At 72.4% G+C, this 20505-nt stretch carries 28 protein-coding genes and 1 pseudogene; 27 read left to right on the forward strand and 2 right to left on the reverse strand.

All coding sequences use genetic code 11. The annotated features are described in order from the left end of the window. Positions 1–16 precede the first annotated feature (16 nt). The 20 genes and pseudogenes from ACIQI7_RS22150 (at position 17) to ACIQI7_RS22245 (ending at position 15883) form a co-directional block, all read left to right on the forward strand. Positions 17–442 carry a hypothetical protein gene (locus tag ACIQI7_RS22150; protein ID WP_401112621.1) on the forward strand — a complete coding sequence of 142 codons (426 nt, stop codon included), beginning with the start codon at positions 17–19 and terminating at the stop codon, positions 440–442. A gap of 106 nt (positions 443–548) precedes the next feature. Next, positions 549–2333, forward strand: coding sequence for a type IV secretory system conjugative DNA transfer family protein (locus ACIQI7_RS22155; RefSeq protein ID WP_401112623.1), 1785 nt, complete (start codon positions 549–551; stop codon positions 2331–2333). Between the two features lie 191 nt (positions 2334–2524). Then, the gene (locus ACIQI7_RS22160; RefSeq protein ID WP_401112908.1) at positions 2525–3400 is read left to right on the forward strand and encodes a hypothetical protein; all 876 of its coding nucleotides are present in this window, start codon (positions 2525–2527) and stop codon (positions 3398–3400) included. 53 nt (positions 3401–3453) lie between these two features. Beyond that, on the forward strand, positions 3454–3894 hold the full coding sequence (locus ACIQI7_RS22165) for a hypothetical protein (RefSeq protein WP_401112624.1): 441 nt from the start codon (positions 3454–3456) through the stop codon (positions 3892–3894). Between the two features lie 28 nt (positions 3895–3922). Further along, positions 3923–4165 (forward strand): hypothetical protein, encoded by a 243-nt coding sequence (locus ACIQI7_RS22170; protein ID WP_401112626.1) that lies wholly within the window; start codon positions 3923–3925, stop codon positions 4163–4165. Further along, positions 4165–5316 (forward strand): DnaB-like helicase N-terminal domain-containing protein, encoded by a 1152-nt coding sequence (locus ACIQI7_RS22175; protein ID WP_401112628.1) that lies wholly within the window; start codon positions 4165–4167, stop codon positions 5314–5316. Before ACIQI7_RS22170 ends, ACIQI7_RS22175 begins: the two co-directional genes overlap by 1 nt. Before the next feature lie 112 nt (positions 5317–5428). Then, positions 5429–6016, forward strand: a complete 588-nt coding sequence (locus ACIQI7_RS22180; RefSeq protein WP_401112630.1) for a hypothetical protein — start codon at positions 5429–5431, stop codon at positions 6014–6016. Further along, a pseudogene (locus tag ACIQI7_RS22185) lies at positions 6013–6192 on the forward strand (DNA methyltransferase); the annotation flags it as partial. The gene ACIQI7_RS22180 and the pseudogene ACIQI7_RS22185, both read left to right, overlap by 4 nt. After that, positions 6179–7207 carry a DNA cytosine methyltransferase gene (locus tag ACIQI7_RS22190; RefSeq protein WP_401112632.1) on the forward strand — a complete coding sequence of 343 codons (1029 nt, stop codon included), beginning with the start codon at positions 6179–6181 and terminating at the stop codon, positions 7205–7207. The pseudogene ACIQI7_RS22185 and the gene ACIQI7_RS22190, both read left to right, overlap by 14 nt. A 158-nt stretch (positions 7208–7365) precedes the next feature. Then, complete coding sequence (locus ACIQI7_RS22195) at positions 7366–8574, forward strand: MFS transporter (RefSeq protein ID WP_401112634.1); 1209 nt, start codon at positions 7366–7368, stop codon at positions 8572–8574. Between the two features lie 32 nt (positions 8575–8606). After that, positions 8607–9320 carry an HAD family hydrolase gene (locus ACIQI7_RS22200; protein ID WP_401112636.1) on the forward strand — a complete coding sequence of 238 codons (714 nt, stop codon included), beginning with the start codon at positions 8607–8609 and terminating at the stop codon, positions 9318–9320. Between the two features lie 138 nt (positions 9321–9458). Next, the gene (locus tag ACIQI7_RS22205) at positions 9459–10049 is read left to right on the forward strand and encodes a DUF4913 domain-containing protein (protein WP_401112638.1); all 591 of its coding nucleotides are present in this window, start codon (positions 9459–9461) and stop codon (positions 10047–10049) included. Beyond that, positions 10046–10795 carry a glycosyl hydrolase gene (locus ACIQI7_RS22210; protein WP_401112640.1) on the forward strand — a complete coding sequence of 250 codons (750 nt, stop codon included), beginning with the start codon at positions 10046–10048 and terminating at the stop codon, positions 10793–10795. The genes ACIQI7_RS22205 and ACIQI7_RS22210 overlap by 4 nt, the downstream gene beginning before the upstream one ends. Then, entirely contained in the window at positions 10792–11283 is a 492-nt protein-coding gene (locus ACIQI7_RS22215; protein ID WP_401112642.1) for a hypothetical protein, read from the forward strand. The genes ACIQI7_RS22210 and ACIQI7_RS22215 overlap by 4 nt, the downstream gene beginning before the upstream one ends. Further along, entirely contained in the window at positions 11283–11930 is a 648-nt protein-coding gene (locus ACIQI7_RS22220; protein WP_401112644.1) for a hypothetical protein, read from the forward strand. The genes ACIQI7_RS22215 and ACIQI7_RS22220 overlap by 1 nt, the downstream gene beginning before the upstream one ends. After that, a complete protein-coding gene (locus ACIQI7_RS22225) occupies positions 11927–12769 on the forward strand; it encodes a hypothetical protein (protein ID WP_401112646.1) in 843 nt (280 codons plus the stop codon). The genes ACIQI7_RS22220 and ACIQI7_RS22225 overlap by 4 nt, the downstream gene beginning before the upstream one ends. Before the next feature lie 15 nt (positions 12770–12784). Further along, on the forward strand, positions 12785–13618 hold the full coding sequence (locus ACIQI7_RS22230; RefSeq protein WP_401112648.1) for a winged helix-turn-helix transcriptional regulator: 834 nt from the start codon (positions 12785–12787) through the stop codon (positions 13616–13618). 116 nt (positions 13619–13734) lie between these two features. Then, positions 13735–14532, forward strand: coding sequence for a DUF317 domain-containing protein (locus ACIQI7_RS22235; protein WP_401112650.1), 798 nt, complete (start codon positions 13735–13737; stop codon positions 14530–14532). A gap of 18 nt (positions 14533–14550) precedes the next feature. Then, a complete protein-coding gene (locus ACIQI7_RS22240; RefSeq protein WP_401112652.1) occupies positions 14551–15369 on the forward strand; it encodes a DUF317 domain-containing protein in 819 nt (272 codons plus the stop codon). A 28-nt stretch (positions 15370–15397) separates the two neighbouring features. Then, positions 15398–15883: a hypothetical protein gene (locus ACIQI7_RS22245; RefSeq protein ID WP_401112654.1), complete on the forward strand. Its 486-nt coding sequence runs from the start codon at positions 15398–15400 to the stop codon at positions 15881–15883. Between the two features lie 7 nt (positions 15884–15890). On the opposite strand, the gene ACIQI7_RS22250 is transcribed toward ACIQI7_RS22245, so the two are convergent. Further along, entirely contained in the window at positions 15891–16154 is a 264-nt protein-coding gene (locus ACIQI7_RS22250; protein ID WP_401112656.1) for a hypothetical protein, read from the reverse strand. Between the two features lie 354 nt (positions 16155–16508). Next, positions 16509–17312: a restriction endonuclease gene (locus tag ACIQI7_RS22255; RefSeq protein WP_401112658.1), complete on the reverse strand. Its 804-nt coding sequence runs from the start codon at positions 17310–17312 to the stop codon at positions 16509–16511. Between the two features lie 500 nt (positions 17313–17812). On the opposite strand from ACIQI7_RS22255, the gene ACIQI7_RS22260 reads away from it, so the two are divergent. The 7 genes from ACIQI7_RS22260 (at position 17813) to ACIQI7_RS22290 (ending at position 20455) form a co-directional block, all read left to right on the forward strand. Further along, positions 17813–18160, forward strand: coding sequence for a DUF317 domain-containing protein (locus ACIQI7_RS22260; protein WP_401112659.1), 348 nt, complete (start codon positions 17813–17815; stop codon positions 18158–18160). A 31-nt stretch (positions 18161–18191) separates the two neighbouring features. Then, positions 18192–18536 (forward strand): hypothetical protein, encoded by a 345-nt coding sequence (locus tag ACIQI7_RS22265; protein ID WP_401112661.1) that lies wholly within the window; start codon positions 18192–18194, stop codon positions 18534–18536. A 159-nt stretch (positions 18537–18695) separates the two neighbouring features. Further along, positions 18696–18938 carry a hypothetical protein gene (locus ACIQI7_RS22270; protein WP_401112663.1) on the forward strand — a complete coding sequence of 81 codons (243 nt, stop codon included), beginning with the start codon at positions 18696–18698 and terminating at the stop codon, positions 18936–18938. A gap of 59 nt (positions 18939–18997) precedes the next feature. Then, complete coding sequence (locus ACIQI7_RS22275) at positions 18998–19405, forward strand: hypothetical protein (protein ID WP_401112664.1); 408 nt, start codon at positions 18998–19000, stop codon at positions 19403–19405. 76 nt (positions 19406–19481) lie between these two features. Continuing rightward, complete coding sequence (locus tag ACIQI7_RS22280; protein ID WP_280683814.1) at positions 19482–19694, forward strand: hypothetical protein; 213 nt, start codon at positions 19482–19484, stop codon at positions 19692–19694. Between the two features lie 174 nt (positions 19695–19868). Then, positions 19869–20111, forward strand: coding sequence for an esterase (locus ACIQI7_RS22285; protein WP_401112665.1), 243 nt, complete (start codon positions 19869–19871; stop codon positions 20109–20111). A gap of 113 nt (positions 20112–20224) precedes the next feature. After that, positions 20225–20455, forward strand: coding sequence for a MarR family transcriptional regulator (locus ACIQI7_RS22290; protein ID WP_401112667.1), 231 nt, complete (start codon positions 20225–20227; stop codon positions 20453–20455). The last annotated feature ends 50 nt before the right edge of the window (positions 20456–20505 follow it).

Here is a 20505-nt window from a genome sequence, read left to right on the forward strand (position 1 = left end):
AAGGAAGACCAGGAAGATGCGTACCCTCGCCGACGTGTTCGGTACCGACGTCGAGATCGTCCACCGCTCGGACGACGTAGTCCGGGCGTTCTGCCGGACCGACGCCCCGGAGCAGATCCACGACGTCCTGCGCCAGTGCGGGTTCACCGCGTCCGAGAAGCACAGCTCCTGCTGCTACAGCCTGCCCCCGGAAACTCCCGGCGCCGACCAGGCCGCTGTGGCATCCACAGCGGCCACCCTCCTGGACGACGCCGGATACCGGGTCGGAATCGCCCCCCACCTGGTCGTCGGCTACGTCGGCCAGAACTGCATCGTCCAGACCGAGTCACAACGGCACGCCGCCACCCTGCGGACCGGGCCCTCCGCCGCTGCCAACGCCACCCCCACACAGGCCAGCGCGCCCGCGGCAGCGCCTGTCCGGCCTGCCGCCCACATCCGCTGAAACGTTCCGCCAGCCCCAACTCCGGAAGAGAGCAGACCCGTGGTGATCCGTACGAGAGCCGAGCGCGCCCCGCCCGCCGCCCGCTCGCACACTCCTGGACTCCCTCTTGCCTGCCCCGCGCACCGGCGCGCCGTCGACCACCACCGGTACGGACGCGCTCCTCTACTCCCTGTTCGCCGTCGTCGGCGCAGCCCTCGCCTTCGGCTCGCTCGCCTGGCTGACCGGCAATCTCACCAACGCCCTTGTCGGGTCCGGCCCGTGGGCGCCGTTCCACGCTACCGAGGCCCTTCTCCACCCCGACCGGTTGTGGCCGGACCTGGGCCCGGTCGCCGTCCTGGCCGGCGCCCGCATCGTCCCCGGCGCGCTCACCCTCGCCCTTGCCGTCACCGCGCTCATCCTGTGGCTGCGCCACCGCTCCGGGACGAGGAGTGGCATGGCCCGGTCTGCGGACATCGCGCCGCTGCTGGACAGGGAGATCACTGCCAAGGCCCGCAGCCTGCGACCGAGTCTGAGGGACGTCAAGGACATCGCCCCGGCCGACCGCGGTATCCCTATCGGCACGCTCTCCCCGGGCAAGGCCGAGGTCCGGGCCTCGTGGGAGGACGTGATGGTCGCGATCATGGCGCCCCGCTCCGGCAAGACGAGCGGCATCGCTATCCCCGCGATTCTGGCCGCCCCCGGTCCCGTCCTGTTGACGTCGAACAAGGCCGCCAACGACGCTTTTACGGCGTGTATCGACGCCCGTGCGAAGGTCGGCACGGTATGGACGCTCGACCCCCAGCAGATCGCGCACCACCCACGCGAGATGTGGTGGGACATCCTCGCCGACGCCCGCGACCTCGCCGGTGCCAAGCGCCTCGCCGGGCACTTCGTCACCGCCAGCGTGGACGAGTCCAGCGGCTCCGACTTCTGGTCGACCGCAGCCAGCAACACGCTCGGGTCGCTCATCCTGGCTGCGGCGAGCCACCGCCGCCCGATCACCGACGTGCTGGCCTGGCTCGCCTCCCCCTCCGACCGCACCCCCGTCGACCTGCTCACCGACGCCGGCCACCACGCGGTCGCCGCCCAGCTCCAGGGCACCGTCACCGGCGCCACCGAGACCAGGGATGGCATCTACGAGACGGCGCGCCAGTACGCGAGCTGCCTGCTCGACCCGGAGATCGCCGCCTGGGTCACCCCCACGCCCGACCTTGCGGAGTTCAAGCCGTTCGACTTCGCCTCCTCCCGCGACACGCTGTTCCTGCTCAGCAAGGACGGCGGCGGCAGCGCCTCGGCGATCATCGCCGCTGCGGCCGACGCGGTGATGCGCGCGGCCGTCATCGTCGCCGAACGATCCGGCGGCCGGCTCGACCCGCCCGCCCTGTGCGTCCTCGACGAGGCCGCGAACGTCTGCCGCATCAGCGACCTGCCGGACCTGTACAGCCACTTGGGCAGCCGCGGCGTCATCCCGATCACCATCCTGCAGAGCTACCGGCAGGGCCAGCGCTGCTGGGGAGAAGCCGGAATGGACGCCCTCTGGTCCGCAGCCACCGTCAAGGTCATCGGCTCGGGAATCGACGACGCCGACTTCGCGGACAAGCTGTCTCGGCAGATCGGCGAGCACGACGTGCAGACCGTCTCCGTATCCGACTCCGGCAGCGGCAAGTCGACGTCGGTGTCGATGCGCACCGAGCGCATCCTGCCGCCCGACGAGATCCGCGCCCTGCCCAAGGGCAAGATCCTGCTCTTCGCGACCGGCATGCGCGTGGCGATGCTCAACATCAAGCCCTGGTACAAGGAGCGCTCCGCCAAGGAGATCGGCCCGGCCTCCGCCCGCGCCACCAAGGCCATCACCGAGCGCGCCCTCGCCAAGAGCACCGCCGGCCGCGACGACTTCACCCTCTCTGCCTGACCTGCCCCATCCGGCGGCGCCGACCAGGAGTCCGCCCTTCTCCGGCCGGCGCCGCCACGGCCACTTCCCTCCTCCGCTCCGACCGGGTGTGCCACGTCCACCCGCCCACGCCAAGGACACCCGCTGTGACCACAACGACCTTTCCCGCCCTGCGAGTTCTCTCCCTCGGCGCAGGGGTCCAGAGCAGCGCGCTGCTGCTCCTGGCCGCCGAAGGCCACCTGCCGCGCCTCGATGCCGCGATCTTCGCCGACACCGGTTGGGAGCCGCGCGCCGTCTACGAGCACCTCGACCGCATCGAGCGGGAGATCGCCGAGCCCGCCGGCATCCCGATCCTGCGGGTCTCCTCCGGCAACATCCGGGACGACGCGCTCGACCCGACGAAGCGCTTCGGGTCGATGCCGCTGCATATCCTCAACCCCCAAGGCACCGAGGGACTTTCGCGACGCCAGTGCACGGGTCAGTACAAGATCCGGCCCATCAAGGAGAAAGTCCGTGCCCTGCTCGGGTACCCGCACCCGCAGCGGGTGCCGGCCGGAGTATTCGTCGAGCAGTGGATCGGTATCTCCACCGACGAGTTCCATCGGGCCAAGGATGCTGACGTCGCCTACATGAAGAATCGTTTCCCTCTGATCGAGGAGGGGTTCTCCCGCGCGGACTGCCTGCGGCTGCTGCGCTCGCGCGGCTTCGAATCCACGCCGAAGAGCGGCTGCTTGGGGTGTCCGTTCCACGGAAACGCGCAGTGGAGGGCCCTGCGCGACAACTCGCCCGCGGAGTGGGAGGACGTCGTCGCGTTCGACCGCGCCATCCGCAGCGGCAACGCGCGGGCGACCGCGGAGGGCACCCCGCTGCTGGGGCAGGCGTACCTGCACCGCAGCCGTCGCCCGCTGGACCAGGCGCCGATCGACCGGGTCACTGCTCACGAGTGGGCGGGGCGGCAGACCGACGTCTTCGACGCCCTTGCGGACGCCGAGCTGGAGGCCGGCGACGCGGACGGCTGCTCGCCGTGGGCCTGCCGCGCCGGCCAGCCGGTCAGCGTCGGCCGTGACTCCTTCGGGCTGGCGGCGTGACTCGCCGGAACACCACCTTCACCGGCCGCTTGGGGCCGGGCACCCCAGCCGCCGTGCCCGATCCGCCGTTCGCCGGGCCCGGCTGGCGCCGACCGCGCAAGGACACCTGGGTCTACCAGGAAGGCCAAGGGGCTGCCCACGTGCAGGCGGTCTTGCTGGATGACGGGAACTGGTTCCTGGACCTGTGGTCCGCGCAGTCCCGGCTGCTCGCCCGCGGTTCGGCCCCCGCCGACGAGGTCGCCTCCCTCGCCCCGGCGCTCACCGCCAACGCCGCACGGTGGGCGCCACCGTCCGACGCTGAGTGCTCCCGGCGCCGCTTCACCGCGACCGCTGAGGCCGTTCGCGCCGACGATCGCCCCGTCGCAGACCAGGCCCGGGTCCGGGCAGCCACCGCCGCCTCACCGTCCCGCGTCCCGGGTCAGAGCGCGCAGCCGCCAGTCCCGGCCGAGGCTGTCGCGGTGGCTGGCCCGGCAGCCGCCCGCCGCAGCCGCTGAACCACCGATCGATTCCTGGGAGGTCTTCATGTCCGACACCAACTCGCCTGCGGCCCAGCACCGTTCGGCTCCGCTGGGTGGAGCGCCGGTCGTCCGGCGCGGCGGCCAGTGGTGGCTGATCACCGGTACCGGTTCGATCCTGGCCACCGATCCAGTCTTCAGCGGCGAGCTGGACCGCTTCGCCGCCGCGATGGCCGCTGCCGACCGCGAGGTCGCCCGGCTGCGGGAGGACCAGGCTGCCGTCCGCAAGCAGCGTAAGGGGGAGCGGTGATGGACGCGCTGTTCAAGGGCGAGCAAGCCCTTCTCGGCGCGGTCCTGCTCGACCCGGCCCAGCTCGACACGCTGGCCTGGCTGACGCCTGCCGACTTCTACCGCCCGGCCCACCGCGCCCTGTTCGCCGCGATGCGGACCCTGGCCACCGAGCGGCGGCCCGTCCGGGAAGCTGACGGCACGGTGCCGCTGTCATGGGTGACCGACACCCTCGCCGAGGCCGGCCGCGAGGTGCGCGGGCTGAGCGCCTCGTACGCGCACACGCTGATCGCCGCGTGCCCGCGCCCGCAGAACGCCCCGGTGTACGGCCGGATGGTCCTCGAAGGGTCCATCCACCGCACGGTGCTGGAGCACGCCGTCCGCCTGGAGCACGTCGCCCGGATCGACGCCGAGCAGCACCAGGTCGAGGGCGTCCTGCACCACGCCGACATCCTCACCGGTGTACTCGGCGACCTCGCCCGGCGCTGGGGCGCCGAGCCCCGGCCCGTCCCACCGCCCGCAACGGGCCCGGCCGTTCCTCCCTCACCGGTCGGGCCCGAGGAGGCCGAGGACGAGCGGTTCCTCCTGGCCGTCCTCGTCAGCCAGCCTGCGGCGATGGCCGAGGTGTACGAATGGCTGCGACCCGGCGACTTCGCCGACGCCGGCCACGGCCGGGTCTACCGCTGCCTCGGAGCTCTCCACCACCGGGGCGAGCCGATCGACGAGGTGACCGCCGTGTGGGAGGTCCAGCGGCGCGGCCTGCTGGCCGACGGCACGATCTCGCGCGAACACCTCGACGCGCTCTTCGGCGGGCCGGGGGCGGGTTCGGCCGAGTGGCTGGGCGACCAGGTCGTCCGCTCCTCTGTCGTCCGCACCGCTGCCGGAGCCGCTGCCGCGATCAAGGTGCTCGCCGAGGGCTCGACGATGGCGCCCGGCCGTCTCATCGGCCAGGCCCTGCACGCCCTCGGCCCGCTCGACGAGGTACGCGCCCGCTGGCGCACGGCCAACCACCTCTCTCCCCCCGCAGCAGAGAAGGCCGACCCGGCGGGGCGCCCGGCCCCTGAGGCCCGGGTACGCGCGGCGCTGTCCCGAAGCCCCCAGCCACCGTCCGCCCCAAGGGCCGCCCCGACCGTCGCCACAGCGCCCCGGCGAACCCCAGCCCGCTCGCGCTGAACCGACCCCCCCCCGCCACCTCCACCACGGGGCCGCTGACATAGGGGCTGTCTCCGCTCGGGCAGGCCCCGTCCGCCCCCACCGCCACCGACCCCTCCTCCAGGAACCACCCGTGAACACTCCCTTCGACGAATCGCTCGCCCTACGCACCCGGGCGAATGCCCTGCTGCAGCAGGAAGCCTTGCTCCCCGCCACCGGACCGGCCCAGATTCCCGACGCCGTACAGGTCGGCCAGCAGATAGCCGAACTCGGCACCCTCATCCGGGAACTGGGCGGCGAGTTCTCCGCCCGCGCCGCCGAGCAGCCGGCGCCCGGCCACGCGATCCGCGCCGCCATGGCCTACGCCGAAGCCATCGGAAGTCTCGGCGAAGCCTCCGCCGCTCTCGGGACGGTCGCCCAGCAGCTCGGTTTCCTCGGCGAGACCGCCGAGATCCGCCACCTCCCCTGGGCCCGGGAGGGCCGCAAGGACGCGGTCCGGGCAATCGAGTACGCCGTCGAGACAGCCCGCGACGAACTACGCCACGGCAGTCGGACCCTGAACCAGGCCGCCCTGCACCTCTCGCCACCGGCCGAGGACCTTCGCCGGCAAGCCGCGCTGAGCCGATCGGCCAACGCCTCCGCGCCTGCTCCGGCGGACCCGGGCGGCCCGGCACCAGCCCCCGCTGCAGCCGCCGTTCACGCCGACCGGCGTCTGCGATGACCCAGACACCCCTGTCCGCCGGTCCCGGCCCGCTGGTCGGGAGTCTGTGCAGCGGGTACGGCGGTCTCGACCTGGGGGTGCTGGCCGCGTTCGGTGGCTCCGTCGCGTGGCACGCCGAGACCGAGCCCGGCCCGTCCGCGATCCTGTCCCGCCACTGGCCCGGTGTGCCGAACCTGGGCGACATCACGACGGTCAACTGGGCCAACGTTCCGCGGGTGTGCGTCCTCACGGCAGGTTTTCCCTGTCAAAGACGTCTCGGTCGCCGGCCGCCGCGCCGGACTCAACCCCGAAACCCGATCCGGCCTCTGGCTGCACGTGGCCCGCGCCGTCGAGGCCCTGCGCCCACACCTCCTGGTGGTCGAGAATGTACGAGGACTGCTCACCTCCCCCGCCGTCGCCGCCTCCACTGGCGACGTGGAACGCTGCCCGTGGTGTCTGGGAGACGAACCAACCCAGCCTGATCTGCGGGCACTTGGCGCCGTACTCGGCACCCTGGCCGAGCTCCGGTACGACGCGAAGTGGCTCGTGCTTCGCGCCGCCGACGTCGGGGCGCCCCACCATCGCTCCAGGGTCTTCCTCACCGCCTGGCCCGCCGAGCACGGCGCTGCTCAAGACCCCGACGAGCAACATCGCGACCAACGGCGGCAGCCAGCATCCGGAGAAGAGGAAGCGCGGGGGCCACGGCCCGAACCTGGCGGACGAGGTGGAGTGGCTGCTGCCCACTCCGAAGGCGTCGGACGGGATCAAGGGCTCGCCGAACCAGCGGCACGGCGGCGGGGACCTGACCCTGCCCTCGGCAGCGGCCTCGCTGCGGCCCTCCTCGCCCCGGAACCCGGCCTCTCGCTCCTCCCGCCGCCGGGCCTCGGCGGCGGTGGAGCTTCCGCTGTGGCCGCAGGCGCCGCAGGACGGCCCGATCCCGGACGGTGGGGCCCCTACGCCGCAGCCGTCGCCCGATGGGAGATGCTCACCCGCCCGGCTCCGGCGGCCACCGACGCAGGCGGCAAGCTGCGCGCGGAGTTCGTCAAGTGGATGCAAGGGCTTCCAACGGGCTGGGTGACCGCCACCCCCGGCCTCGGCCGACCCGCCCAGCTCACCGCCCTCGGCAACGGCGTCGTACCCCAACAAGCGGCAAGGGCATTGGAGTTGCTTGCCCCTCCCTTCCCGAGTTGTGCGCGCTGCCGTACCGGGTGAGGGGCTTCTACCTCTTTTCTTCGGCCGTACCAAATCCGCGGTTCCGCGGACTCTTCTCCCCGCAGCCGCACCGAATCGAGGGGGCTGTCATGCCTGCGCATGCCCCGGTCCGGCGCGCCCGCGCGCCGCCGACCCGTATGACCGAAGGACGTTTCTCCTTGAGCACCACCACCGACCGCGGCCCGGCCCAGGGCAGCAGCTACCGCGCTGTCCTGGGTTCGCCGCACGTCGCCCGTCTGCTGGGCGGCACCCTGATCGGCCGCCTTCCCACCGGTATGGCGCCGATCGCGATCCTGCTGCTGGTGCGCGCCGAGCACGGCCCGCTCGCCCTGGCCGGGCTGCTCGGCGCCCTGTACGGCCTTACCTCCGCCGTGGGTCAGCCGCTGCTCGGGCGCCTGGTCGACCGCCACGGCCAGGCCCAGGTCCTCCTCCCCGCCACGCTCGTCGCCACTGCGGCGTTCCTGGCGCTGCCGTGCACCGGCCCGGTGCGCCACCCGGTGATCGCCGCGCTCACCGTGCTGGTGGCGGGGCTTTCGACGCCGCCGCTGGAGGCCGGCCTTCGCGCCCTGTGGCCGCACCTGCTGCCCGACGCCGGACGCCGGCGCACCGCGCTCTCGCTGGACAGCAGCACCCAGGGCCTGGTGTTCGTCGCAGGTCCCCTGCTGGCCACCGGCTTCGCGGCCGGTTCCGGAGCGGTGAGCGCGATGGTGGCGACCGCGGCGCTCGGCCTGCTGGGCACCGGCCTGGTCGTCACCGCCCGCCCCTCCCGTACCTGGCGGCCTACGGAGTTCACCGGGGAGGTGCACTGGACGGGTCCGCTGCGGGTTCCGGGCCTTCGGGTGCTGTTCGCCGCGCTGATCGGCACCGGTGTCGCGCTCGGCGCGGTCAACGTCCTGGCGCTGTCCGCCGCCGAGCGCCACCACGCCGGGTGGTTGGCCGGGGTGATGCCGGCCGCACTGTCCATCGGCAGCATGCTCGGCGGCCTCGCCTACGGCCGCCACGCCTGGCCCGGAGCCCCCTCCCGGCACCTGGTCGCTGCCTCGGTCGGCTTCGCGGCCGGATGGCTGCCGCTGCTGCCCGACCCGGTGCCCGCCGTCGCCGTCCTGGGTGCGGTGCTGCCCGGAACCTTCCTCGCGCCGCTGCTGACCGCCTCGTTCCTCACCGTCGACCGCCTCGCCCCGTACGGCGAGAGCACGGAGGCATTCGCCTGGCTGATCGCCTGCATCGGCGTAGGCCAGGCCGCGGGCACCGCCCTCGCCTCCCTCGCCGCCACCGCCGGGCCGCTGCTCGTCGCCGCCGTCCCGCTCGCCGGGGCCGCCTTCGCGCTGTGGCTGCTGCACCGCTTCAACGACCGCCTCTCCGCGTGAACCACCCACGCTCACCCCGAAGGACAACCGCCGTGAACACCCCCTTCCTCACCGCCGCAACCGCCTCCACCCGCATGCACGTGGTGTGGGACTGGAACGGGACGGTCAAGGACGACCTCGACGACCACGTCGACGCGCTGAACGCGACCCTTCCCGCCCTCGGCGGCCAGCCGGTCGACCGCGAAACGTACCGGGCCAAGCACACCGTGCCGATCCCGAACTTCTACGCCCGCCTGCTCGGCCGCACCATCACCGAGCAGGAGTGGGTCTCCAGCGACAACGCCTTCCTGGACCACCTGCGTGCCCAGCCGGTGCGCGTGCGCGAGGGCGCCGTCGAGCTGATGACCGCCCTGCGCGAGGCCGGCCACACCCAGTCGCTGCTGTCGCTGTGCCCGCACGACACCCTCGTGCGCGAGGTCGAGCAGGCCGGCATCGGACACTTCTTCACCCGGTTCGAGGGCCGCACCGGGCCCTCCGGCGGCACCAAGGCCGCCCCGCTCGCCGCTCACCTCGAAGCCCTCGGCCTCGCCGAGCAGGCGCACCGGGTGCTGCTGGTCGGCGATGCCGTCGACGACGCGGACGCCGCGCATGCCAACGGCGCGTACGCGGTACTGCACACCGGCGGGCTGCACCACCCCGCCAAGCTCGCCGCCTCCGGCCACCCGCTCACCGCAACCCTCGCCGACGCCGTCGCCGTCGGCCTGCGCCTCATCCAGGACCACGGCACCCAACTGGCCTGCGCCTAGCGCGAATCGACGGCCGGACCAAACCGTCGATCCTGCGGACCATCTCCCCCAACGACCGCTTCATCGGAGCCCAACTGTGACCAGAAGAAGACCCGCCACGCCCGCCCTCCCCGTCCGTACGAACCCCCTGGATGTGCCATGTCCGAGTCCGACCCGATGCCGGGCGCCCCCGAGCCTGAGCCGATCCGTATCCCCGACGAGGACCTCGACGACCTCGTCAGCGCTCTGAACCGCACCATGGCCGAGGTCCGCCAGCACGGCGTCATCCTCGACCGCCTCGGCTCCGAAGCCGACGACGAGACCGGATCCGGCCCCGCACAGCCGGACCCGGCGGGCGGGGCCGAACCCGTCGCCGCCCCATCGCTGTTCATCCTCGCGATGGGCGGCGCCCAGTACGCCGCCGAGCTCGCCGAGCTCTCGTTCTGGGTCACCCACATCCTGCTGCCCGTCTACGGGCGGGAGATCGGCTCGACCCGGCCCTGGTGCGCGAAGTGGCACGAGCACCCGGAGGCCGTCGCCCGCCTGCACGCGCTGTGGCTCGCGTGGCAGCAGCTGACCGCCGCCGAGTCCGGGCAGAGCGGTCCCTCGACGTGGCACCGCGACCACCTGGACCACACCCTGCTCCAGCTCCGCGCCCCGGACGGCCCGTTCGCCGCCTGCACCACTAGCCCAACCCGGCTGGCCCACCGACTTCTGACCACTCCCGACCAGCTGGGACTCGCCGCATGACCCCCAAGATCGACCTCCAGGTCGACGGGCTCGCCCCGGCGGACAAGGACTCCCGCCGTCTGAGGGACAAGACGAAGGACGGGGACTTCAACGTCCTCGCCCAGCACGACGCCGGCGAGCGGTCCTTCATCCTGGCCTTCGACCGCACAGCGACATGGGCCGCCCTGTACGGGGAGCCGGACCTGGCCACCTTCGACGTGGTCCGCAACCGCCGGCAGAGCTCGTTCAGCCTGCAGAAGGCGGAACACTCCAACCTCTCGTTCGCACGGAAGTGGCTGATCGAACGGGGCTGCCCGTCCGATGCCCTGCACCTGGCCTGGATGCGCCCCGCCGACGAGCTGACCATCCGCGTCGAAGACCGCGTCTGCCGCTCCGGCAACCGGTACGAGATCGTCGACCAGCTGGCTGGGGACAGCGACGCCAGCGAGGCGTGGACGATGGCCCTCGACCGCTCGGCGGCTGAGCTGCCCGTCCGTCTCTTCGTCGAAGAGGTCCAGCCTACCCAGGGCACCTACACGGTGCGCGAGGGCGCCTTCCCCGATGTGGACACGGCATGGCGGTGGACCCGCACCGATCTCGGGCCGCTGCCCTTGGTGCCGGAGGATCTCGCCCCGGAGACGAAGCGGACCCGCGCGGCCCTGGCCCGCAGTACCACCGTCCCGACCGCTTCCGATACGGCCGCCATCGTGGCCGCCGCGCCCGCAGCTGCCGTCATCGCTCGGCCCGATCGGGGGCGGTCGCTGTGAGCCGCGCCAAGTTCGCCTTCTCCGCCCACCCCGACGCCATCGCGGACCTGCGTCAACTCCCGGACGCCGTCCGCGACCAGGCCCTGCTGAGCTTGCAGGACCTCGTCCGTGGCGAACGCGTCGCCACCCGCCTGGAGGGCCGGCTGGAGGGCTACCACAAGGTCTATCTCGGCGTCGGCAACCAGTGGGCCAGCCACCGCCTGGTCGTGCAGTTCCGTGACGCCCCCGCCGAGTCCCAGCACCGGCGCGAGGTCCACCTCGTCGCTGCCGGACCCCGGCTCGACTACCAGGTCTACCGCTCCGCGCAGAACCGCCTGGGCCGTACCGGACTCAACCTGCCGTCCGGCACCAGCCCGGCCGAGGAAGCCCGCGTCCGCGCCGCCCGCGCCCGGTCCGTACGCCCCGCGCCGGTGGCCGCCGCCGGCCCCGCCTACACCACCGCCTCCCCTGGCTTCGCCACCGGCGTCGCCGCCCGAAAGGCCCGCTGATGACCACCCCCGCCCACACGCACGCCGATCTCGCCGTGTGGCTCGCCGAGGCCGCCCAGGCCGTCTCCGGAATCGTCACCGCCCGGCACGCCACCGCGCCCTCGCGCTCCCATCTCCACCCCGTCCTCGGGCCGCTCACCGCCGGGCCGCAGGTGATCACCGCTCTCGCCGGGCGGATGGAGGACCTGCTGGACGCGAGGCTGCCGACCACCCCCGCCACCCTGTTCACCGTCGCGTCCTACGCCTCCGCCCTGGGCTGGCTGAGCGAGTCGCTCGCCGACCTCACCCACGCCGTCGACCTCCTGGCCGCCGAGTCCGGTCTGCCGGCCGACGCCACAGTCACCGCCCCCGGCGAGACTGCGGACTTCAACCTGTCGGACTACGCCCCTCAGGACCGGCAGGCCATCGCGGCCCTCGCCGCCGAGGCCGCCCTCCCGCCCGGCCTCTACCTGCAGATCCTGGGCCATTCCCTGCTCGCCTCCACCGAGTTCATCGCAGCGTGCACGGAGATCATCGGCGCCCTTACCGAGGACGCCCAGCGTCTCTTGGACGAGTCGGTCAGCGTGGTTCCCCTCGGCGGCGAGGGCCCCGACAGCCTGCCCACCCTGGTCCGCTCCCTCCTCGCGCGGATGGAGACGGCGCGGTGAACCCGCATGACCCCCTGGTGAACCCCGGCGCCCACCTCGTCTACGAGTGCCTCGGCGCCCACAACGCCTGGGAGCTGAGCGCTGGCTACCCCGGGTCGGACCCTCTCGGTCGCCTTGCCTTCATGGTCGCCTCCTCAGCCCGCGAGGTCGACCAGCTCCACCAGGAACTCACCGCCCGCGCCCAGACAGTCATCGAGCGCCTGGAACCGATCGCCCGCGGCGACCACGCCACCATGCGCGGCGTCAACGGCATCATCCAGTCCGCCGGCCTCCAGGTCGAACTGCTCACCGCCCGCCGGGGAGCGGCCTACGAGCAACTCAGCAGCGCGGTCAACGCCTACGGTCGGTGCACCGACGCGGGCCTGCCTTCACCGGAGAGCCGACTCGCTCCCAAGCACGCGACGGCCGACGTCACCCCGGTGCCGGCCGCAGGACCCGACCTGCCCGGCGCGGCGGCCGGATACGACCCCCGCGTCCGGGAGTCCGAGGCCCTGGCGGCGATCGACCGCGGTGATCTGCGGCTGTGCGAAAGCGCCGTCTACGGCTACAAGTTCATGTCCGATGGCAGTGGCGAGAGCCCGTCGGTCTGGCCGCACACCGTCGAGGAGCTGATGGCCGAGGACCTCGTCGTTGCCGACACCAGCTCATCGCCCTACCGGCCCGGCCACCTGCTCTCGCTGACGCCCGCCGGCAAGGCCCTCCTCGACGCCTCGCGCGCCGCCGACCAGCGCGTGTCCGCCGCGCTCTCCCGCAGTGCCACCGGCCCCACCACACCACCTGCCGCCGGGCCTGCGCCGGCCACCCCCTCCGTCTCCGCCCAGTCGACCCGCTCCCGTTGACCAGGAACCACCGCCATGTCCCAGACCCGCGCCGCCGTGTCCTCCCAGTCGACCTCCATGAGCATCTCCGACGCGCAACGCACCGAGGCTCTCCTTCGCCGTCTCGCCCCGAAGTGGACCACCCATGTCGTCCACACGATCGCCAAGTGGGGCCCGCAGATGCGCGTTTCCGACGTCGCCCAGCATTTTCCGTCGATCTCCCAGTCGTACGTCAGCAAGCGCCTGGCCGCGATGTCCGAGACCGGCCTGGTCGTCCGCTACGGCGAGTTCGACCGTCTGGCGCCCTACCGGCTCTCGCCCGCGGCCCGCACGCTCGGCCCGGTCTACCGCGCGCTCGCCCAGTGGTCCACCGACCACGTCGGCCACACCCCGCAGGGCCGGCACGACCGGATCGAGGACGCCCTGCACCGCCTGCAACTGGCTGACACCACCGAGACCGTCCGCCTGCTCTCCGAGCACGGGAGCCTGCGCCTTCCCGGCCTCGCCGAACACCTCGGCACCTCCGAGCAGTCCGCCTCCGCCCGGCTGAGCCGCATGCAGGCGGACGGCCTCGTCGCCCGCGCCGGCAACCGGGTGCACGGCGCCCCCTACGTCCTCACCGACGCCGGACGGGCGCTCGGCCCCGTCTACTCCGCCCTCCAGCAGTGGGACCAGCGGCACACGACCACCGTCGCCCCCACGGTGCCGGTCGCCACGCGCACCCTGGCCTCCCCCGCGCCGTCCGTGCGCACCGCTGCCGCGCTGCGCCGCAGCCCGGCCCCCTCCGCGCTGTTCAGCCACGCCCCGGCGCCGCAACCACGCGTCCCCTCCGCCGCAACCGCGGCCTCCCGCCCCTCGCGTGGGCGGTGACCACCGTGGACTCCCAGCTCAGAGCAGCTCCCCGACCCCAGCGTCCCGGGCCCGCACGCCGTCTCACCGCCGTTGGCGGTGTGCGGGCCCGCTCCCCGCCGCGTTCAGGAGGCCCGTTGTCGTCCGCCGCCCCTCTGCTCGTTCGTCCGCTGCGTCTCGCCGGCCCCGGCGACCACCGCCTCGTCTCCGGCCTGCTCGGCTCTGCCCCTGGTTGGAGCCGCGCCCGCGCGCCGGACGGCGGCATCTCCTTCACCAGCCCCTGCCGCACCGCCGCCATCACCGGCTCCGGCCCGCCCGACCACTCGTGGGCCTGGACCGTCCACGGCTACCCGGCGCCCGGCTCAAGGCCGCTGTGGCGTGCGGCATTCGGCCCCGGCACGCCCGCCGAGATCACCGCCGCCTTCACCGCCGTCCTCGTCGACGGCCTGCGCAGCGGGCACCGCGACTACCTGCGCGGCGGACCGCACCACCTGCCCGGTACGCCCGCCTCCGTCCTCGCCGACCGCGGCTGGCAGCCCGCCCCGGGGCCGAAGGGCTTCCATGACCAGGTCGCGCCGGACGCCACCGCCCGCTACCGGCACCGCGTCGGTCACCAGCCGACCGACGCCGAGGTCGCCGGCCTGGCCCCGCCGTCGTGGACCATGCTCGCGGGCGACCCGAAGCACCCTTCCTGGCGTGCGGACTTCACCATCGGCGTGCCGTTCTACCCGCTCCTGCGCGCCACCCTCGCCTTCAGCTCCGTCGAGCCAGTCGAGCGGCCCCTCGGCGCCATCCCGGCCCGCCACCTACCCCATGTCACCGCCCGCCGCGCACCCACCGCGCAACCGGCCCGCCGTCCGTACGCCTGCCCGCCGCCAGGCCCCGCCGCCCCTGCCGCTGCGGTGCCTGCGCCCGGCGGAGCGCGTCGGCGCTGATCCCGTGAAGGAACCCTCATGCCGTACACCCCCGAGAAGCCCCGCGAGTACCGCGTCCAGCCGCGCTACCTCGCTGGGTCGGAGGCCGACGCCACCGATGCCGTCACCCCGCTGATCCGGGCCGGGTGGGCTGTCAGCAACGACGAGCTGGGCAACGCCTACGTCACCGCGCCGGACCTGACGGCCCGCCTGGCGTTCCTGCCCGAGGGCCCGGACTCGACGCTCTGGAAGATCAGCGCGGGTCCGGAGGCGACCGCGATGCCCCGGTGGCTGGTCACCTTCGACGACCGGGTGCCCTACGAGATCGTCCAGGACTTCACCACCGCCCTCGCCGACGCCTACACGCGGGGCCCCGGCGCCTACATCGGCGCCGGCCTGCCCGCCCCGCGCCAGGTGGCCGGGCGGTGGGCGGAGCCCCTCGTCGTCCAGAGCCCCGACCAGCTCGTCACGCGGTCAACGCGCCCCGGCTTCCTGCCGCACGCCGAGGAGATGGACGACACCAGCGAACGGTGGCTCTTCGAATCGGGACCGCCCGCGCGCCGCTGGTACGCCAGCGCCTCCTCGCACGTGCCCGCACCCCTGCTGGAGACGCTCACCGCCGTCGCCTTCGACCCGTCCCCGGTGCACCGGTACCTGCGGCGCACCGACCTTGCGCACCTGCCCGAGGGCGCCGTCGCGACACCCACGGCGCCAAGTCCGCTGGAGGTGGCACGCGTGCGGGCCGCCACCTCCCGCTCCGTCGCCGCGACGCGCGCCCCGGCCGCCGCGCTCGCCTACACCACCTCGACCCCACCGCTTGCGCCCCTTCGGGTCGCCCTCACCGGCCGCGCCCGCTGACCACCCCACCAACGTCTCGGAGGACACCGTGTCCGACGCCACCGCCCTCGACCACGCGGACGCCATGATCGAGCAAGCCTGGAAACGGCCGATCGCCGAACTGGAGCAGGCCGCGCCCCGCCTGCCCGTCGAGGACGCGATGCTGCGCGCGGCCATGCACCACCGCTCCCACCTCGTCGTCGTGTCCAACTCCATTGCCGTGCACCAGGACCGGCTGCACGCCCTGACCCGACCCGGTCACGTCCCCGCCTTCTACGACCTCGACCGGATCACCGCCTCGGCGAGCGCCCTGCGCACGGCCTACGCGGAGAGCAACACGGCCGTCCAGATGATCCGGCAGGTCATCGACGCCCGCGAACTCGCGCTCACCGCCGAGGCCGGCCCGGACGCCGAGCGCGTGCGGGCCGCCACCGCCCGCAGTTCTCGGGCACCCCAGCCCCTCGGACTTCCCGCCGATCAGCCCGCCCAGCCTTCGGCTGCCGCCGTGGCCCAGCCGGTGGCGAACCGGCGTTAGCCGCAGGTCAGTTCGCTTCCGGGTCTCGGTGGGCGCCCGGGTCGTTGGCGCCCACCACGCGGGCCAGCTCCTCCATCGTCAGCTCCACCCGCCGGCCGTCCACCAGCCGCGCCTGCACCGCCTCGTCCTGCCGCCGCTCGGCGCGGCTCGTCGTGGCGACAGCCCACTGGCCCTCGCCGATCGCCGCGACGTCGCCCAACGTCCACGCCCGCCCCGCGCTGCGGATCTTGCACTCCAGCGCCGCCATGTCCCGGCCTCTGCCCGCCGCCATCGCCTTCATCCCCTCGTGATCCCGTACGGCGTAGCGCCGTAACCCTGCTTCAGCACCCGGGCACCCCGATCCATTCCCTCGAAGTTCGCCCACGTGTGACTGGAAGCGATAGTTCGAAGGGGTGCCGAGGTGGGCTGGCGGGGGCCGGATCGGAATAGCTAGTTGGCCATGGTGGGAAGTCGTAGTTGGCCAGTGCTGCTGAGATTGGCCACGGAGCGTTGGGCTGGGGCTCTCATGTGCCGGGTCGGCCTAGTGGGCGAGGGCGCGGGTGAAGTCGTCGAGAGCCTGCCGCAGGGGCGCCCAGAAGGGGTTGCCGGGGAGCTTAAGGAAGCCAGCCGGGCCAGCTGATTCGCCTCACTGGCCACGGATGGCACTGAGCAAGCTCGTCAGGTCCGGCGGCTGCAATGTCTTCCAATCGACTGGACTTTCCCCTGGGGTCATCATGTGATCATAGATGCGCTGACACGTGACGATGGTATTTTCTGCGACGAATTGCAGACCCTCCCAGTCGGTGACATCAAACACCTCGCCGTCAACGAGATCTAGCGGGAAGTAAGCGACTGGCCAGCGATTAAACCTTGCACTCTCTAGCGATGCCCGCATCTGGGACAGGTGTGATGCAACACCGCTTACGGCGCTGGGCTTTCCTTTAAGGAAATCGAACCCAGGAGGTCCAGAGTACCGAGAGAACGCCGCATCTCGCTCATCCTGCGCTAGATCCCAGATGGCCGAAAATGCCTGCATGAGGGATGCGATTCGCTCATCGAGAACCCTCGCCTTTGTCGCCTTGATCTCATCTTCAAATTCTACCCTGAAGTCTTCCAGACTGGTCAGGGTCAGATTTGTATTCTCGGCGGCACGGATCGCCCCGGATTGGAATCCATTCTCGGAGAAGACAAACCCCCGGTCGGCCCCGATGTCATTTACGATGGACTGGAGGGTGAGAATCCTCTCTTTGGGGACCCGTCGATTCCACGCTTTGCACTCAATGATCCAAAGAATATCCACCCCAATAATCCCCATGCGGGCCGATACGTCGATGGCATGCTGGCCTCTCGCGCCATCAATGATTTCGTTGACGCGCGTTTCGAATCCGAGCTCGGACAAGAAAGAGGAAACATTCTGCTCGTAGCTCTGCCATTCTGGCGTAATGGACAAGTGGACACTCCGGCAGGTGCGAGAAGGGCGACAGATGCTGACTGATAGGAGTCCGGCTTCGCAGGTGATCATAACCAGAGTTGGCCCTCCCGGTGGTGGATCCGGCTGTGTTGATCGCCGTTCACTAGCCGTCCCAGTGCGCTACTTGTTGCTTGAAATGGGGTGTGACGTGCGATTCTCCAGCGAGACCCGCATTGACAGCTGATGCAAATCGGGCGGAGTGCCTGACGGCCGGCTAGCAGAAGCACGCTCGCCAGTGCCGTTGGTGGTCGCCCCGGGCTAGTTTCCGAGCGGACGCAACAGTTGAGCCGCTGCCCCGCAGTCACTCACCGTAGTCGGCCTTGGGGTGAGGCCAACCGCCATTGCCCCTGGCCAACTAGCACTTCCGGTCACACCACGGCAGAGGCACGTTCCCGGTAAACGACTACGAACTTCGGGACGCTGCATGTCAACGTACTCATGTCGCCGAAACCGCAGGTCAACGAAGGGACCAGCCCCCCATGAACACCTCCGGCAGCCTTCTGCCCGCCCCCGTCCGCCCGTCCGCCGAAGAGCGCTCCTGGCTCGCATCCGACCACAGCGCGGAGCCAGTCCTCACCCTGCTCTCCGGCCTCGGCTGGCCGATGGTCGACATCCCTGAGGCCAACGTGCACTGCACAAGCCCGGACGGGCGCGTCTACGTCGCCTGGCTACCCGAGGACCCCGACACCTGGAAGCGCGACATCGTCTGGCGCATCCAGGTCCAGCCCACCGGCGCCGCCCCGTGGACCCAGGAGTTCGGCGTCCACACCCCCTCCGCGGCCGTCGCAGGCTTCCTCGCCGCGCTCATCGCCACCCCTGCCCGCTGACACCGGCCAACTACCGCTCCCGGAGGACTTGTTGCCCACCCCTCGCCTCGACCACCGCGTCGCCCACGGCACCGCGCGCGACGCGCTCGGCCGCGCCCTGGCCGACCCGCACATCGCGTGCGCGGACGGCTTCCGCCTCTCGGTGCTCGCCCCCGACCCCGCCGACGTGTTCCTGCTGCCCGCCCTGACGGTGGAGGTCGGCTTCCCCACCCTGCGCCCCGAACCGTGGGAGCGCTGGCGCGAGCACCTCGACCCCGGCGCGGACGAGGACGACCCCACCGAATCCGTGTACCTGCACGTCCCCGTCGCGCTGGTGCGGGACCTGATCGAGGCCCACGGCGGCGAAGCCCTGCCCATTCCGCGCCAGCGCGCCTGACCGGCCAGCACCGCCACCGACCCGGCAAAGGAAGCAGCCCTGACGATCACCATCGTCCTCACCCGCGCCCCCGGCCCCGTCATCTCCGCGCTCGGCCTGACCAACGCCTTCTTCGTCCCGCCCGTCTCCACCGCGTTCGTCCTCAGCCTCGGCTTCGCCGTGAGCGGCCTGCTGCTCACCCTCGACGACGTCAACGAGAGCGACCTGCGCTGCGATGCCCGCGTCCTCGCCCAGCTCGCCAAGACACCCGGCGGCACCCGGGTACGCCGGATCGGCACCGCCCTCGGCCTGCGCGACCGCACCGTCGCCAGGTCCCTCGGCCGCCTGGCCGACTACGGCCTGGTCCTCCTCGGCCCCGAGGACGAGCCGCTTCCTCAGCGCTCCTGCCGCCTCGCTGACTGAACCACCACCGGCTGCCCCGGCCCGCGCCGGGGCAGCCGCCCACCACGAGGGGCAGTGCCGTGACCACCCACCACGTCGTCTTCCACCCGCTCATCGTCGCTTCCTCCACCGCCCACCGCGCCGCCCGCCTCCTCCTGGGCAGCTCCGCCCTTCGGATCGTCCGCGCCGACGAGGTCTGCCCCGGCGACCTGATCGTCTCCGCCTTCACCACCGACGCCCCCGGGCCCCTGCGCCGCACCGACTACTTCGCCGGCGGGCCCTACCCGGCCGACCCCGGCCCGTACGACCCGGCCTGCGGATGCGGCGTCTGCGGCCTGCCCGAGGTCGAGGGGCCGCACGGCACCGTGGTCCTCGCCCGGGACTTCCCCTGGGAGTGCTGCGACCCGTGGCCCGCCGACGAACCCGTCCTCGTCCGTCCCCGACGCCGCCTTCCCGACCCGACGATCCCGTCCGCCGAGAGGGCCTGAGCGGCTGTGCTGTGCGAGAGGCTCCTCCTCAATCTCCCGTGACCACCACCCGTCCCTCCACCGCCCGGAGACCGCTGTGCCCCAGTACCTGACCGTCGCCCACCTGATCGCCCAGCTCCAGACCGTCGACCCGAACCTGCGCGTCCGCCTCGCCGTGAACCCGGACTGGGCCTTCGCCCACTACATCGGCACGGACGTCGTCGTCCACGACGGCATCGCCTACCTCGCCGAGGACGGCCAGGACAGCTACCTGCCCGCCGCCGTCCGCGACGAACTCGCCTGGGCCTGAACCACCAACCGCCCCGAGGAGACCCGCATCCCCGCCACCCGTCGTCTCGCCCTCCCGCAGCCGCTCGACCGGTTCGCGCTACACCCCGTGCCGCCGTGGGCGGGCGGAGCGCTCGTCCGCCGCGTCCCCACCGACCCCGGCCAGCCGATCCCGGTCCTCTGGATCCCGAACACTGTGCCAAGACTCCCCTTCGGCCGCATCCTGCTGCGATGGGAGAAGGCCCCCGAGGCCGGCTGGGACGTCACCGCCCACCTCGGCCTCGCCACCACCGATGTCCACCTCGCCACCTGGCCCGCCGCCCCCGACGACTGGCCCCGCCTGGTGCGTCCCACCCTCCACGAGGTCACCGGCCTTTGCTCCGCCCTCGCCGTCGCCACCGCCGCCCTCAACCTCGCCAACCACCTCGCCGACTCCTGAGAATCACCGCACAAGGCCGCCCCGCGCCGACCGGACCGGGGCGGCCTCGCCGTACGCCTACCCGAGCGGCGACGCGTACGCTCGTCACCGAAGCACCGAGGAAGGACACACGCATGGCCGACGACCAGCAGCTCTGGGGCTACGCCGAGGTCGCCGCACACCTGGGCATCAGCGTCGGCGCCGCCCGCAACCGCCGAAACCGCGGCACCCTTCCCGCCCCCGACGACACCAGCGTCCCCGACCGCCCCCGCTGGAAGCCGTCCACCCTCCAGTGCTGGAAGCCGATCGGCCAGGGCCACCGCAGCGACCTGCATACCAGCCCGGCCACCGACACCAGCAGCTGACGAAGTCCGCCGTGCCTACCTCCTCCAAGGCCCTCGCCCTGTTCCCCGGC

It is taken from the genome of Kitasatospora sp. NPDC092039, assembly GCF_044756065.1.
GTDB lineage: Bacteria > Actinomycetota > Actinomycetes > Streptomycetales > Streptomycetaceae > Kitasatospora.

What these genes read in the sequence shown, in the direction of transcription:
- ACIQI7_RS22210 (WP_401112640.1), top strand. Translation starts at nt 10,046, where the DNA reads ATGACCCCCAAGATCGACCTCCAGGTCGACGGGCTCGCCCCGGCGGAC.
- ACIQI7_RS22150 (WP_401112621.1), top strand. Translation starts at nt 17, where the DNA reads ATGCGTACCCTCGCCGACGTGTTCGGTACCGACGTCGAGATCGTCCAC.
- ACIQI7_RS22260 (WP_401112659.1), top strand. Translation starts at nt 17,813, where the DNA reads ATGAACACCTCCGGCAGCCTTCTGCCCGCCCCCGTCCGCCCGTCCGCC.
- ACIQI7_RS22175 (WP_401112628.1), top strand. Translation starts at nt 4,165, where the DNA reads ATGGACGCGCTGTTCAAGGGCGAGCAAGCCCTTCTCGGCGCGGTCCTG.
- ACIQI7_RS22290 (WP_401112667.1), top strand. Translation starts at nt 20,225, where the DNA reads ATGGCCGACGACCAGCAGCTCTGGGGCTACGCCGAGGTCGCCGCACAC.
- ACIQI7_RS22170 (WP_401112626.1), top strand. Translation starts at nt 3,923, where the DNA reads ATGTCCGACACCAACTCGCCTGCGGCCCAGCACCGTTCGGCTCCGCTG.
- ACIQI7_RS22250 (WP_401112656.1), bottom strand. Translation starts at nt 16,154, where the DNA reads ATGGCGGCGGGCAGAGGCCGGGACATGGCGGCGCTGGAGTGCAAGATC.
- ACIQI7_RS22240 (WP_401112652.1), top strand. Translation starts at nt 14,551, where the DNA reads ATGCCGTACACCCCCGAGAAGCCCCGCGAGTACCGCGTCCAGCCGCGC.
- ACIQI7_RS22230 (WP_401112648.1), top strand. Translation starts at nt 12,785, where the DNA reads ATGTCCCAGACCCGCGCCGCCGTGTCCTCCCAGTCGACCTCCATGAGC.
- ACIQI7_RS22205 (WP_401112638.1), top strand. Translation starts at nt 9,459, where the DNA reads ATGTCCGAGTCCGACCCGATGCCGGGCGCCCCCGAGCCTGAGCCGATC.
- ACIQI7_RS22220 (WP_401112644.1), top strand. Translation starts at nt 11,283, where the DNA reads ATGACCACCCCCGCCCACACGCACGCCGATCTCGCCGTGTGGCTCGCC.